12 protein-coding genes are annotated in these 14,130 nt (G+C 43.4%); 7 read left to right on the forward strand and 5 right to left on the reverse strand.

Annotation, left to right across the window (positions count from 1 at the left end; translation table 11 throughout):
- The first annotated feature begins 21 nt into the window (after window positions 1-21).
- Window positions 22-741 carry a TIGR04283 family arsenosugar biosynthesis glycosyltransferase gene (locus tag W293_RS0102665; protein ID WP_025650972.1) on the forward strand — a complete coding sequence of 240 codons (720 nt, stop codon included), beginning with the start codon at window positions 22-24 and terminating at the stop codon, window positions 739-741.
- Window positions 742-786: 45 nt separating this feature from the next.
- A complete protein-coding gene (locus W293_RS15995; protein WP_227502686.1) occupies window positions 787-1,395 on the forward strand; it encodes a TIGR04282 family arsenosugar biosynthesis glycosyltransferase in 609 nt (202 codons plus the stop codon).
- 114 nt (window positions 1,396-1,509) lie between these two features.
- On the opposite strand, the gene mtnP is transcribed toward W293_RS15995, so the two are convergent.
- Together mtnP and W293_RS0102680 are read right to left on the reverse strand one after the other, a co-directional pair.
- Window positions 1,510-2,403, reverse strand: coding sequence for an S-methyl-5'-thioadenosine phosphorylase (mtnP, locus tag W293_RS0102675; protein ID WP_025650973.1), 894 nt, complete (start codon window positions 2,401-2,403; stop codon window positions 1,510-1,512).
- An 83-nt stretch (window positions 2,404-2,486) separates the two neighbouring features.
- Entirely contained in the window at window positions 2,487-2,960 is a 474-nt protein-coding gene (locus W293_RS0102680; protein ID WP_025650974.1) for a GFA family protein, read from the reverse strand.
- Between the two features lie 825 nt (window positions 2,961-3,785).
- Between W293_RS0102680 and W293_RS0102685 the strand changes: the two genes are divergently transcribed.
- From W293_RS0102685 to W293_RS0102695, 3 genes are read left to right on the forward strand one after another with little or no spacing between them, the layout of a single operon-like run.
- A complete protein-coding gene (locus W293_RS0102685) occupies window positions 3,786-4,805 on the forward strand; it encodes a TAXI family TRAP transporter solute-binding subunit (protein WP_025650975.1) in 1,020 nt (339 codons plus the stop codon).
- A 6-nt stretch (window positions 4,806-4,811) separates the two neighbouring features.
- Window positions 4,812-5,369: a DUF1850 domain-containing protein gene (locus W293_RS0102690; RefSeq protein WP_025650976.1), complete on the forward strand. Its 558-nt coding sequence runs from the start codon at window positions 4,812-4,814 to the stop codon at window positions 5,367-5,369.
- A gap of 10 nt (window positions 5,370-5,379) precedes the next feature.
- Complete coding sequence (locus tag W293_RS0102695; protein ID WP_374190018.1) at window positions 5,380-7,437, forward strand: TRAP transporter permease; 2,058 nt, start codon at window positions 5,380-5,382, stop codon at window positions 7,435-7,437.
- A 127-nt stretch (window positions 7,438-7,564) separates the two neighbouring features.
- On the opposite strand, the gene lipA is transcribed toward W293_RS0102695, so the two are convergent.
- Together lipA and W293_RS0102705 are read right to left on the reverse strand one after the other, a co-directional pair.
- On the reverse strand, window positions 7,565-8,608 hold the full coding sequence (lipA, locus tag W293_RS0102700; protein ID WP_025650978.1) for a lipoyl synthase: 1,044 nt from the start codon (window positions 8,606-8,608) through the stop codon (window positions 7,565-7,567).
- Window positions 8,609-8,837: 229 nt separating this feature from the next.
- On the reverse strand, window positions 8,838-9,233 hold the full coding sequence (locus tag W293_RS0102705) for a carboxymuconolactone decarboxylase family protein (RefSeq protein WP_025650979.1): 396 nt from the start codon (window positions 9,231-9,233) through the stop codon (window positions 8,838-8,840).
- Window positions 9,234-9,875: 642 nt separating this feature from the next.
- On the opposite strand from W293_RS0102705, the gene acnB reads away from it, so the two are divergent.
- Both acnB and W293_RS0102715 read left to right on the forward strand, forming a co-directional pair.
- Complete coding sequence (acnB, locus tag W293_RS0102710; protein WP_025650980.1) at window positions 9,876-12,479, forward strand: bifunctional aconitate hydratase 2/2-methylisocitrate dehydratase; 2,604 nt, start codon at window positions 9,876-9,878, stop codon at window positions 12,477-12,479.
- 223 nt (window positions 12,480-12,702) lie between these two features.
- On the forward strand, window positions 12,703-13,146 hold the full coding sequence (locus W293_RS0102715) for a PACE efflux transporter (protein WP_051395114.1): 444 nt from the start codon (window positions 12,703-12,705) through the stop codon (window positions 13,144-13,146).
- Between the two features lie 114 nt (window positions 13,147-13,260).
- On the opposite strand, the gene W293_RS0102720 is transcribed toward W293_RS0102715, so the two are convergent.
- Complete coding sequence (locus tag W293_RS0102720; RefSeq protein ID WP_025650982.1) at window positions 13,261-14,058, reverse strand: enoyl-CoA hydratase/isomerase family protein; 798 nt, start codon at window positions 14,056-14,058, stop codon at window positions 13,261-13,263.
- Window positions 14,059-14,130 lie beyond the last annotated feature (72 nt).

The following is a 14,130-nucleotide window of genomic DNA, read 5'->3' on the forward strand; positions in this document are numbered from 1 at the left end:
TAACAGCGAGCACTGCCAATTATGACCGCTATAGCTACGGTTTCTATTATTATTCCAGTAATAAATGAGGCGAATAATTTGCCTCATTTGTTTGCCAATATTAACAGTCTAAAGCCAATGCCACAGCAAGTTATCTTGGTCGATGGGGGCTCAAACGATGATTCTATTGGCATCGTTCGAAGTTTTATTAATGAGTTAGTGCTTGGCAGTGAGTGTAAAATTGATTGGCAAGTTATTACGTCCAAAGCAGGGCGTGCGCGGCAAATGAATGCGGGTGCAGCATTAGCCACTGGCGATGTTTTGCTATTTTTACATGCCGATACGCGGTTGCCAATTGACGCTATCGATAGTATTTCTAGGGCGATGACACTAGCAAACTGGGGACGTTTTGATGTGCAGCTAAATAGTCGTCAGCCGATGCTTTGGGTGGTCAGTGCCATGATTAATTGGCGCTCACGTTTAACTCATATCGCTACAGGCGACCAAGCTATTTTTATCAGTCAATCTTTATTTGCGCAAATGGGCGGCTATCCTAATCAAGCGTTGATGGAAGATGTTGAATTATGCAAGCAACTAAAAGGTATTGCTAAACCTGCTTGTCTGAAAAATAAAGTCATCACATCAGCAAGACGTTGGCAGCAGTATGGCACATGGCGGACGATTGTCTTAATGTGGCAGTTACGTTTTGATTATTGGCGTGGCGTGTCGGCTGATAACATTAACGCGCGTTATTATAAATAATAGAAAAATTTCAATATGACTCAAAATCAAAAAACCTGAATTATTATTTTTGCAAAATTCCCTGCACAGGGCATGGCAAAGACCCGTTTGCAACCTGCGCTTGGCATTGATGGTGCAGCGAGAATGGCACGGCAATTACTTTTACATAGTATCGAGCAAGCTGTGGCTACGGGCTTTAGCATTGAGCTGTGTGTCAGCCCTGCGCCAAGCGATCCATGCTGGCAAACGCTTGGTTTGCCTGACTCGCTGCGATGGTCAGAGCAAGCAGATGGTGATTTGGGTTTGCGTATGTTCACGGCGAGTCAACAAGCATTAGCGCGTTTTAAGCAAGTGATTTTGATAGGCACAGATTGTCCTAGCCTTAGTTCTATCATCATTCAACGGGCTGCACAGCGATTAGACACTCAGGATAGCGTGATGATACCAGCCTTTGATGGCGGTTATGTGCTGTTTGGCTTTAAACAAGTTGCTGCTCGTTTATTTAATGATATCCAATGGAGCACGCCGAGCGTAGCAAAGATTACTCAACAGCGCTTGGCAGAATTAAACTGGTCATTGGCCTTTTTAGACTCTTTGCCTGATATTGATGAGCCTGAAGATTTGCAGTATTTGCCTAAAGGCTGGCTTGATGGTGACGAAATTGCTAATTTTTGACTTATTTTTCCTTCTCTTGCTTAAACCAAAAAAGCCATCAAACAGTTTGATGGCTTTTTTATGCGAATAGAATTAATACTACTTTTTATATTATTTTTGATATTACCTTTAATTTTACTCGGGCAACAGCGCTGCAAGTTTAGTTTTAACCTCAATACTCATCGCTTCAATAGGTGTCACTAACGCTTGAGCAAGCGCATGATGAGCAATTGATTTAGGTTGTTCAACGGCTAACAAAGCAACCGCTTCTTTAATGACTGATTGAGCATTATCGGCATTTTTCATGAGGTTTTGAATCGCATAATCGGCGCTGACGTCTTCTTCAGTAGGATGCCAGCTATCAAAATCTGTGACCAAAGCTAAAGTTGCGTAAGCGATGCTAGCTTCCCGCGCCAGCTTGGCTTCTGGCATATTCGTCATGCCGATGATGTCAGCGTTCATTTGGCGATACCAGTGTGACTCTGCACGAGTCGAGAATTGCGGGCCTTCGATACACACATAAGTCGCTTGTGCATGACATTGCCCTTCATTGATATTCGCTTGAGTGTAAGCGCGATTCAGAATATCAGCGACTTTCGGGCATAAAGGATCCGCCATCGAGACATGCGCAACTGCACCTTTACCAAAAAATGTGCTGGCACGATGTTTAGTCATGTCGATCATTTGATCAGGGACGACCATGTCTAACGGTTTAAGCTCTTCTTGCAATGAACCCACCGCTGATACTGAAATGATATAGCGCACGCCTAGAGTTTTTAGCGCATAAATATTGGCGCGATAAGGTACTTTAGAAGGTGTAAATTTATGCCCTTGACCATGACGGGTCAAAAAAGCAACGGTCACACCATTCAATTCCCCTAAGACGATATCGTCAGAAGGTTTGCCATAAGGGGTTGCGACACTAATGCTGCGTTTATTCGTTAAGTCCTGCATTTGATACAGACCGCTACCGCCAATAATAGCGATGTCAGCAGAGTGTTTTACAGTGTCTTCTTCTTTTAAAGTCATAAAACGTTTCCAGATGTTTGACAATAGGTATTTAACTAAAAAAACTTAATAAGGAAGATAACTAGTCTTTTGAACGGATACTGCTAGCGCTTAGTGACTCTCTTATACATTCCTTGAGCCAGCTCCTTAACCGCCATTGTCTGACTTTGCACAACACCGTTATATTTAGGCAGATTATCATCCACATCTTTAACGCGGCGATTGTAAAACAGATGCATCGTCGGTTCAGGTAGAGCGGCTGCATTAGGATAGTTATCGGTAGGAATGAAGACCAGAGCACCGCCCACAGCCATCTCTATACTGGGCTTATGACAGCGCTTACACAGTCCACGGCTGATATTCGGTGGCATTTTCCAACGACGAAAACGCGTTTTATTGATGTCCATTTCGCTGAGATCTGACTTAAACAAAACCGTGACATCGTTATAAGCCTTACCCGTATAGTCCTGACAGATAGTGCAGTGACAAATAAAGCGAGCTATCGGAGTATGGTTAATCGTATAAGTGTTGCTATAACAAGCGCAAGAGCCTTCTTGCGGCGTAAATTCGGTGCTCATCGGTCAATCCTTTTTTTATAAGAGAGATATCATTATTTTCGATTCTAAACTATGGTTTCAAAATATAGCACGATAGTCAGTTCTATATAACTTGGAGACTATTAAGACGAGTGAAAGTACTCGCAATAGTAGATTAATCGAGCCTGACAGCGTATATAACTTATATGGTATTGACCATATCCTAGCTTGCTAGTGTAGCCGCTTTCGATAAGGGTAGTATTATTATTCGTTGATTTTCAGTTATTTAGAATGTTTTTCTAAGGTACAGTTAATCCTAAGAGACTATCTATTACAGACACAAAATAAATGCAGAAATATAGTTTAAAGCGTGTCTTCATTTCAAAAATGGTAGTAAAAATGAGATAAATTGCCGTCAAACAAGCAAAATAATGCAGACAATATCGGGATACTAACTAGCTATTTGACGATGTTTGGCAAGATTTAGCCATTTTTAACCCATTTAGATGACTATCGAGTGAACTGAAGACACGCCCTATTCATTCTTGGTAAGCATTTTTTGACTCCGTAATAAATAACCTTGATGCTATTAAGACGATGATAAAGGTTTACACTGTGCTTAATTTTTGTTTAAATAGCTTGAATAATGAAACTTTGTTTCGCATAGCAGAACTTTACTAAACAAATATCAATACTCCGAATCGCTATTTTTAACTCAAGTTGCTTTATCTACAAGGTTTTGAGACATAAAAGGCTTTGGTTTATTTATGGTGGGAATTGCTATACTATTACAGGTCTGTAACGCATTAATATTTATATAGTGATGCCGTTAGAGGTATTAAATCGATTATTTCAAGGATGAATGCAATGTTCAACTCTCTAAAATCTCCGTTATTTTTATCAGCGATGCTAAGCGCCACTTTAGGCCTAACCGCATGCTCATCACCAAGTTCAGAAAATACTGACAGTACGGCAACAGATAGCGCTGCTACTGACACTGCCGCCGACAAGCTGGATACCAAGTTTCTTACCATCGCTACTGGCGGAGCATCTGGCCCTTACAACATCATTGGTACTTCATTATCAGAAGTCTATGTCAAAACCTTTGGGGTGAACTCAAAGACGCAAACCACCGGCGCTTCAGTCGAAAACGTCAATCTATTGACCCAAGGTAAAGTCGACATGGTATTGGCGCTCAGTGATGTGGTCACCGACGCGGTCGAAGGCAAAAACAACTTTGATAAGCCAATTACCAACATCCAACAAATTGCGGTCTTGTACCCTAATGTGGTGCAAATCGTCACCACCAAAAAATCTGGCATCAAAAATATTGAAGACTTACGTGGTAAGCGTATCGCTGTGGGCGATCAAGGCTCTGGCACAGAAGTCAATGCTCGAACGTTATTAGAAGGTTTCGGTATCACGTACGATGATATCACTGTCGATTATTTGGGTTTTTCTGAAGCGGCGGATGGCATGAAAGCGGGTAAAATTGAAGCAGCTTTCTTTAGTAGTGGTCTACCGAACTCTTCATTGATGGAGCTAGAGCAGGGCTTGGACTTACAGTTAATCACCATTAATCAAGACAAGCTAAAAGAAATCATTGCAAGTAAGCCTTACTTTAAAACCTTTGAGATTCCTGCTGGCACTTATGGCAATGACGCCGCGATTCCAACCGCAGCGATTATGAATGCTCTATTGGTAAGCTCTGAGTTGTCTGAAGCAGATGGTTACAAGTTGACCAAAGCGTTATTTGATAATTTAGACGGCCTAAAAACAGCACACCAAGCGGCCAATGATATTAGCTTAGAGACGGCTCGTGAAGGCATGGTTGCACCTATCCATCCTGGCGCCAAAAAATACTATGATGAACAAGCCGCTAAATAAGCAGTTATGGTTACTAAAAATAAGACATTATGGTTAATAGCTGGCGCAGTGCTCATTGCTGCGCTGGTTTTTTTTATGCTGTGGCATCTCTTTGTCCGTCAGCCTGTGGTGGAAGTTCGCGTCGCAGGTGTTGACGGTGCTAATGACAAGGTTTGCTATTTCGTCGAGCCTGACTTTCAATTGCGCTGGATACATTCTGTAGAAAAACAATGGTGGGAAGAACAGTATCAGCGTATAGACGGCAGCAGTACAGAAGACGCTGAACTGCTGCTGACCACCACTTATTTTGAAGCTTTTGGCGCAGGTACACCCTCTACTGAGGCGCTTGCTCCCATACAAAAACCTGGCTATCTGGGTTATCAAATCAATGAGAAACTGCCCAAGCTTAATTGGGTGGTCTCACGGCTTACCAAAGGTGAGATTGACTATGGTAACTATCGGATACGCATTCACCGCTGGGTGCCAGACTATTCTGAAGTAACGATCATGCCGACAGCGTATGGTTTCATTGATAGATTTAACAAGGACTTGTGTCATGAACTCCCAAGTGACGGATCACGATAATTTGACAACGATGTCAGATAACCATATCAATAACGATAGCGACTCGCCTATACATTCTCATCCTGACGTTGAGACTAATGTCGACGCTGAGCTTGAGGCGCAAGCCCATAATAAAGCCATATTAGAAAAGTACGACCGAGAGTCCATCACGCGCCATATCACTCAAGGACCAGTGAAGTATTTTATCGCTGCAATTTGCATTTTTTATTCTCTTTTTCATTTGTATATCACTTTTAATCCCATGCCTGCGCTGTTACAACGCTCTGTGCATGTTGGTGTTGGATTTGCTTTAATATTTCTTATTTTTCCAGCCAGTAAAAAAAGCAGCCGACAGCGGGTGGCTTGGTATGACTGGATTTGGTTTGCGCTGTCCTTATCTGGGATGGCCTATCTCATATACGAGTACCAAGACATTGTGACCTCGCGTGGTGGCATGGCCAATCAGGTTGATGTGATATTTTCTATTATCACCGTTATCTGTGTACTTGAAGGCAGTCGGCGTATCACTGGTTGGATTTTGCCTATATTAGCATCGATATTTTTGGCCTATCCATTTGTCAGTCATTTGGATTTTATGCCAGACCGGCTACTGACTCGTCCTTATGACATGGGTGATATTTTTGGTCAATTATTTCTAAAAACCGAAGGTTTATATTCTGTTGCGATTGGTGCATCGGTCACTTTTATCTTCTTATTCATTCTTTTTGGTGCATTTTTAGCACGTTCTGGAATGGGACAGCTATTTAATGATTTGGCATTGGCCATTGCAGGTCATAAAAAAGGAGGTCCGGCAAAAGTGGCGGTCATCTCCAGTGGCTTTATGGGTAGTATTAATGGCTCTGCTTTATCGAACGTGGTCAGCACTGGTGCCTTTACCATCCCTCTGATGAAAAAGGTTGGCTATCATAAAGACTTTGCAGGTGCAGTAGAGGCGAGCGCTTCTGTGGGTGGGCAGATATTGCCACCGATTATGGGTGCCAGTGCCTTTATCATGGCAGAGACGACAGGGTTACCGTACAGTACGATTGCGCTAGCGGCATTATTACCAGCGATATTATATTATCTTGGCGTTATCGCGCAGGTGCATTTTCGCGCTGGTCGTCGTGACTTAAAAGGCATTGCCAAAGAAAACTTACCAGCAGTCAAAGAAGTCTTAAAAGCACGCGGTCATATGCTGCTACCGATTGTCTTTTTGGTCTTCTTATTAATCAAAAACGTGCCCGTCGGCTATGCAGCGGCATATACCATTGGTTTTACCGTCGTGGTTAGTATGCTGCGCAAAGAGACCAGAATGGGTTTTTCTGATATTTTGGGTGCGCTAGAAGATGGTGCTCGTCAGTCGCTCGCCGTGATGGCTGCCTGTGCGGTCGTCGGTATCATCATCGGAGTTGTGAGTTTGACCAGCTTTGGAACGGTGATGACCTCATCAATTGTCACACTTGGTGCAGGGTCGCTATTTTTCACGCTGATTTTAACGATGCTTGCCTCGATGGTATTGGGCATGGGACTACCGTCTATTCCTGCTTATATCATTACGGCAACGATGGCAGCACCAGCTTTAGCAGGGTTTGATATTCCGATTTTGTCAGCGCATATGTTCGTCTTTTACTTTGGTATTTTTGCCAATATTACGCCGCCTGTGTGTTTGGCTGCTTTTGCCGGTGCAGGCATATCCGGCGGTGATCCGATGAAAACAGGGTTTTTGTCGCTCAAACTGGCACTTGCCGGATTTATCGTGCCGTTTATGTTTATTTATAATCCGACGATGTTGATGATAGATCCTACGGGTCTGGCAGTCACAGCGAAAGATTTCCCATTGCCGCCTATTATCGCTATCATCACGGTCGTAGTCACTTCGATCACGGGTGTTATTGCCTTAAGCTCGGCGCTGGAGGGGTATTTTAAAGGTACTATGAATTCGGTGACGCGTATTATATTGGCTATTGGCGCTTTATTACTGATTTATCCTGAGATTACCACGGGATTATTAGGCGGCGTCATTGTCCTTAGTATTGCTATATTCAATATAAAAACAGCTGGCAAGCCAACGCCAACTTTAACCGTGTAAAGCGTTGGGTTTGGAGGCTTTACAGGTTCATTAAAGTTAAAAAAAAGGGTGAATAACATAAATTGTTATTCACCCTTTTTACATGCTTAGCTTAATGTTTAAGCTTTAGCTCATTAAAACCTGACACTTAACAACCAAGTTTGCCTTCGGCTTCTAAGGCTTTTTTGCTACGGATAGGCGCTGGGCAATCTTCACCATAGTATTGACGATCGGCAAAGTAGCTTGAGCGTACCATCGGGCCTGCCCAAATGTTAAAGAAACCAATCTTTTTGCCGTAGTCCATATAACGCTGGAACTCGTCTGGATGGACATAACGATCAACTGGCGCGTGGTTTTTACTAGGTTGTAGATACTGGCCAACCGTAATCATATCGACGTTATGTGCTTTTAGATCATCAAGCAGTGCATAGATTTCTTCTTCCGTCTCACCAAGGCCAACCATAAAACCGCACTTGGTCGCGATATCAGGGCGACGCTCTTTATAGAGCTTGAGCAAATCTAATGAATGTTGATAGTCAGAGCCTGGGCGGAAGGCTTTGTACAGACGCGGAACCGTTTCAATGTTGTGGTTAAAGACATCTGGTGGGGTTTCTGTCAGTAGGTCTAAAGCCACTTCCATACGCCCACGGAAATCTGGCACCAATATTTCAATGAGGCAATTCGGGCTAAGCGCTCTTGATTCATTAAGTACTTCAACGAAATGCGCCGCGCCGCCATCTTTTAAATCGTCACGATCCACAGAGGTGATTACTGCATATTTTAGCTGCAAGCCTAAAATGGTCTCGGCAGTGTGGCGCGGCTCATCTGCATCTAGCTCATTCGGACGACCATGGCCGACGTCACAGAACGGGCAGCGACGGGTACAGATATCACCCATAATCATAAAGGTCGCCGTACCATCAGCGAAGCACTGCGGCAGGTTAGGGCAAGCGGCTTCTTCACAGACGGTATAGAGCTTTTGCTCACGCAAGGTGGCTTTGATACGTGCCACTTCAGCAGGCGAGGACATCTTAACCCGAATCCAATCTGGCTTTTTCTTCGCCTCGACGGTCGGAATCACTTTAATTGGGATACGCGCAACTTTATCATAGCCACGTAGCTTTTCGCCTTGGATGGCTTTTCTAGGTTTGGCCTTAGCTGCAGGCACATGTGTTTGTACGGCAGTTGTCATAATAAATTATCTCTTAACCCTCTATATAGTAAGGGTTTATGGAATTATCAGTATATTTTATGAGTTGAACTATTATAGCAGAAATTTAGAGGTCGATTTTTAATCAATATTGTTTAACTGACCTTTTAAGGTTACTGATTCAAAGTACTGTTTTAAAATTACTGGTTTAAGACTACTGTTTTAAGACTACTGTTTTAAGACTACTACGATTGCGCTTGCAACCATAGTTTTAAATATCTATATCAATATCCAACTCATTCAGGATATCTATGGCGGCACGAAATGCTTCTTGGGTGGCAGGTGCACCGCAGTAAGGTAAACTGTGCATCAATACTTCTCGAATCTCAGCGACAGTTGCGCCATTATTAATCGCACCTCGAATGTGCCCTTTCAGCTCAGTCGGGCTTTTTTGTGCAATTAAAAAGGCGATGGTGATTAAGGAGCGATATTTGCGCGGTAATACTGAATCATCTTGCCAAGTGCTACCCCAAGCATGTTCAATAATCCAGTCTTGTAACGGTTGGGTAAATCCAGTCGCCGCATCAAGCGAGCGTTTAACATGTGCCTCGCCCATTACTTCAGTACGAACCTTAAGGCCGTTTTGATAATTAGCGTTATTCTTCATATCATTGTTTTCTATGTCGTGGTTTTCCATATTGCTATCGTCCATGTCGTCATCCCTAATATTTATTTAAGGCATGTCCTCAATTCAATTGACAGTCATCTAAATGGGCTAAAAATAGCTAAATTTTGCCAAACAGCGTCAAATAGCTGATTAATATCTCGATATTATCTGCGCTATTTTTCTTGTTTGACTACAATGTATCTTATTTTTATCACCATTCTTAAAATGAGGGCATGCCTTAGTATATGGTTAATAAAAGCTGTTTTTTCAAGCGCTATTTTTTTAATTGATATTTTCTCTAAGCTATCGTAGCAAGATAACATTTTATCAAATAATATCCTGAAAAATGTCTAGTAGTCTCGATGTATTAATTTGATTATGAATCGAGCTATGCTTGACGAGAGTGACACGCAGCATATTGGTTGCGAAAGGCTGTCCAATCATATTATTGATGGTACTATTTTTATAATAAATGTCCAATATGGCCCTATATTGAGCCTTTTAAAGGCTGAGCCATTAACATTTAGAGCGTTTTAAGCTATGATTGCACGGATAATTATTCCATCTAGTATATAGACGCAGGCTGTCATACTGACTACCCACGTAATGTGCTAATACCCCCAACTGACGAGGACGACTATTGTGTTAGAAGCTTATCGTAAACATGTCGAAGAACGTGCTGAGCTAGGAACGGTTCCGCTACCACTGAACGAAAAACAAGTAGCAGAGTTGGTTGAAATATTAAAAACCCCACCAGCAGGCGAAGACGCATTCTTAATGAACCTGCTAGAAAACCGTATTCCTGCTGGCGTTGACCAAGCTGCTTACGTTAAAGCTGCATTTTTAGCTGCTATCCTTAAGGGTGAAGCATCATCACCACTTATCAGCAAGCAAAAAGCCGTCGAAATCCTAGGCACTATGCAAGGTGGCTACAACGTGCAGCCATTGGTTGCTGCACTAGATGACGCCGATGTTGCACAAGACGCAGCAGAAGCATTGAAGAAGACATTGCTCGTATTTGACGCGTTCAATGACGTGACTGAAAAAGCCGAAGCTGGTAATGACATCGCAAAAGAAGTTGTGCAGTCTTGGGCTGACGCTGAATGGTTCTTGAACCGTGCTGCCGTACCAGAAAAGACCACTTACACGACGTTTAAAGTGACTGGCGAAACCAACACTGATGACTTGTCTCCTGCGCAAGATGCGTGGAGCCGTCCTGATATCCCATTGCATTCATTAGCCATGCACAAAAACTCTCGCGACGGCATCACTGCTGACGAAGAGGGCGTTGTCGGTCCAATGAAGCAGATCGAAGCGCTAAAAGAAAAAGGCCATCCACTCGCTTATGTTGGTGACGTGGTTGGTACGGGTTCTAGCCGTAAGTCTGCGACCAACTCAGTACTGTGGCTCATGGGTGAAGACATTCCTAACGTGCCAAACAAACGTGGTGGCGGTTTAGTATTAGGTAACAACATCGCTCCTATCTTCTTCAATACTATGGAAGATTCTGGCGCATTACCAATCGAAAAAGTAGCGGTTGATAACCTAAACATGGGTGATGTTTTTGACATCTATCCGTACGAAGGCAAAATCACTAAGCATGACTCTGATGAAGTATTGTCAACGTTCAAGCTAAATTCACCAACATTGCTTGATGAAGTCCGTGCTGGTGGCCGTATTCCATTAATCGTTGGTCGTGGTTTGACCAATCGTGCCCGCGAGTACATGGGTCTTGGTCATTCAGACGTATTTGCTAAGCCAGAAGAGCCAGCCGATACTGGTAAAGGCTTTACCCTTGCACAAAAAATGGTTGGTAAAGCTTGTGGCCTGCAAGGCGTACGTCCGGGTATGTACTGTGAGCCGAAGATGACTACAGTTGGTAGTCAGGACACCACTGGTCCGATGACTCGTGATGAGCTAAAAGATTTGGCATGTTTGGGCTTCCAAGCAGATCTAGTTATGCAGTCATTCTGTCATACGGCTGCTTATCCAAAGCCCGTTGACGTTGAGACGCAGCACACACTACCTGACTTCATCATGAACCGTGGCGGCGTCAGCTTACGTCCAGGTGACGGTATCATTCACTCATGGTTGAACCGTATGCTACTTCCGGATACCGTTGGTACTGGTGGTGACTCGCATACTCGTTTCCCAATGGGTATCTCGTTCCCAGCTGGTTCTGGCCTAGTTGCATTCGCAGCCGCGACTGGTGTGATGCCACTTGATATGCCTGAGTCTGTCCGTGTCCGCTTCGTTGGCGAACGTCAGCCTGGTATCACGCTACGTGACCTAGTCCATGCGATTCCTTATCAAGCGATCAAAGAAGGTCTATTGACCGTTGATAAGAAAGGCAAAATCAACGAATTCAATGGTCGTATTCTTGAAATCGAAGGTCTAGAAGACTTGACCGCTGAGCAAGCGTTTGAGCTATCTGATGCCTCAGCTGAGCGTAGCGCTGCTGGTTGTACCATTACTCTATCTGAAGAGTCAGTGACTGAGTACCTGAACTCAAACATCACGCTACTTAAGTGGATGATCTCAGAAGGCTATGGCGATGCGCGTACTATCAGCCGTCGTATCGAGCAAATGCAAGAGTGGTTGGCTAATCCAAGCCTCATGCGTGCTGATGCCGATGCAGAATATGCAATCGATATGACCATCGATATGAGCACGATTAAAGAGCCGATTCTTTGCTGCCCGAACGATCCAGACGATGCAAAAACATTGGCTGACGTCGCTGGTGATACCATTGATGAAGTATTCATTGGTTCATGTATGACCAACATCGGTCATTTCCGTGCTGCGGGTAAACTGCTACAAGACGTACCAGCAGGTAGTCTGAAAACTCGTCTATGGATTGCGCCACCAACGAAGATGGATGCGCGTCAATTAATGGAAGAAGGCTATTACAACATTTATGCTCAAGCCGGCGCTCGTACTGAGATGCCAGGTTGTTCACTATGTATGGGTAACCAAGCCCGTATCGCACCGAACTCTACTGCGGTATCAACGTCAACCCGTAACTTCCCGAACCGTCTAGGTCAAGGCGCTAACGTATACCTTGCTTCTGCAGAGCTTGCAGCCGTAGCAGCGGTACTTGGTAAATTGCCAACCAACGACGAATATCAGCAGTATGCTGGTATGCTAAACAGCATGGGTGATGAAGTATATCAGTACATGAACTTTGACCGTATGACTGATTATACTGAAGAAGCGGATAAAATTAACGTTGCTCAGTTGACCTAATATTGGTTTTAAAGCTAATTAGTAAGATAAAAATAAACCCCGCATCGTCATGATGCGGGGTTTTTTGCTATAAGCACCGACTGGTTTCTCTCGTTATCTTATGTATAATATAAGGGCAGGCGGAAACCGTGGCTCTGCACTCAATCTATCTTTTTTCTCTCGGGACGGACCGATACTTTGATAGGCACTTTTTTGTTTACACTCAAGTGCTTTGGAGTCTTGGTTGATTACTTTATCCCCACTCAAACGTCGTATTCTCTATGTGACTGTTTTTGAGCTTATCGCTATTATTGCTTCTACTCTTGTATTGATGAAACTCAGCGGTGGTGATGCGGCAGAGTCTTTACCGGTCGCTGTGATGGTGTCATTGGCAGCGGTGATTTGGAACTTTCTCTACAATACGGTTTTTGAAGCGTGGGAACGGCGCAAGCAGGTGACAAAGCGCACATTATTCATTCGCAGTATTCATGCTTTAGGGTTTGAAGGTGGCTTAGTGTTGATTTGCTTACCAATTTATATAATTTGGTACGATGTTGGTTTAATCACCGCCTTTATGATGGAAGCCGCGTTACTGTTATTTTTCTTGGTTTATACCTTTGTTTTTACCTTAGGTTTTGACAAGATATTTACCTTACCGCATCACTATAAGACTGCCTCTGATTCTTAAGAAATAAAGATATTATCAATACGGCATTTTGTTGATATTGTATGACCTAAAAATAAAAGGCTGCCTAATGGCAGCCTTTTTGATGATAGTGTAAAACAAAATATTATCAGGCTTTTATTTACCTTGATAAACAGGCTTACGCTTTTCCATGAAAGCGGTAATGCCTTCCTTAAAATCATCGGTGACGGCCATCATGTTTTGTTGTTCAACTTCCATATCTAGCGCCTCGTTTAAGCCAGAAAAGGCATGGACATTAATCATATGCTTCATTGAAGCCAGTGCTTTGCCCGGTAAGTTGCTTAGGCGTGTTGCTAACGCTTGTACGCTTGCATCTAACTCGTCCGCGCTTACTACGTCATTCACCAAATTTAAACGCGCGACATCGTCTGCTTTGAGCTTATCACCGAGCATTACAAGCTCAGTCGTTTTTGCCGCACCGATTAATTGATTTAATAGGTAAATACCACCTGCATCTGGAATCAAACCAATATTGACAAAGGCTTGCACAAACTTTGCATTATCAGCGGCGATACGGAAATCACAGGTCAGTGCCAAATTCATGCCTGCACCAGCGACAGCACCTTCTAATTTAGCAATGATAGGCTTATGGATATTACGCAGCTTTAAGCTCACTTCTGCGACTTCACGTAGCATAAAATCAAGCTTTGCGACCAATGCCTCAGACTCCATACCGTTCTCTAGCATTTCACCGATATGACCGCCACTAGAGAAATTATGACCGCTGCCTTGCAAGACAATCACACGTACGTCTGCATCGCTATCTGCTTTATCAAGCGCATCCATAATGGCGTTTTTTAATGGCGTGCTAAAGGCATTCAGCGTTTTTGGATCGTTCATAGTAATGGTGGCAATGTGGTTTTCGCTTTGGTACTCGACGAGAGACGGTGACATCTTGGCTTTCCTTAGTTAAATTAGTTAGGTAATAGGCGATTCAAAATAAAGGCTGAGCAGGTTTTGTAACAA

Source organism: Psychrobacter sp. TB67, from assembly GCF_000511065.1.
GTDB classification, from domain to species: Bacteria; Pseudomonadota; Gammaproteobacteria; order Pseudomonadales; family Moraxellaceae; genus Psychrobacter; species Psychrobacter okhotskensis.

What these genes read in the sequence shown, in the direction of transcription:
- W293_RS0102665 (WP_025650972.1), top strand. Translation starts at nt 22, where the DNA reads ATGACCGCTATAGCTACGGTTTCTATTATTATTCCAGTAATAAATGAG.
- mtnP (WP_025650973.1), bottom strand. Translation starts at nt 2,403, where the DNA reads ATGACTTTAAAAGAAGAAGACACTGTAAAACACTCTGCTGACATCGCT.
- W293_RS0102680 (WP_025650974.1), bottom strand. Translation starts at nt 2,960, where the DNA reads ATGAGCACCGAATTTACGCCGCAAGAAGGCTCTTGCGCTTGTTATAGC.
- W293_RS0102685 (WP_025650975.1), top strand. Translation starts at nt 3,786, where the DNA reads ATGTTCAACTCTCTAAAATCTCCGTTATTTTTATCAGCGATGCTAAGC.
- W293_RS0102690 (WP_025650976.1), top strand. Translation starts at nt 4,812, where the DNA reads ATGGTTACTAAAAATAAGACATTATGGTTAATAGCTGGCGCAGTGCTC.
- W293_RS0102695 (WP_374190018.1), top strand. Translation starts at nt 5,380, where the DNA reads ATGTCAGATAACCATATCAATAACGATAGCGACTCGCCTATACATTCT.
- lipA (WP_025650978.1), bottom strand. Translation starts at nt 8,608, where the DNA reads ATGACAACTGCCGTACAAACACATGTGCCTGCAGCTAAGGCCAAACCT.
- W293_RS0102705 (WP_025650979.1), bottom strand. Translation starts at nt 9,233, where the DNA reads ATGAAGAATAACGCTAATTATCAAAACGGCCTTAAGGTTCGTACTGAA.
- W293_RS0102720 (WP_025650982.1), bottom strand. Translation starts at nt 14,058, where the DNA reads ATGTCACCGTCTCTCGTCGAGTACCAAAGCGAAAACCACATTGCCACC.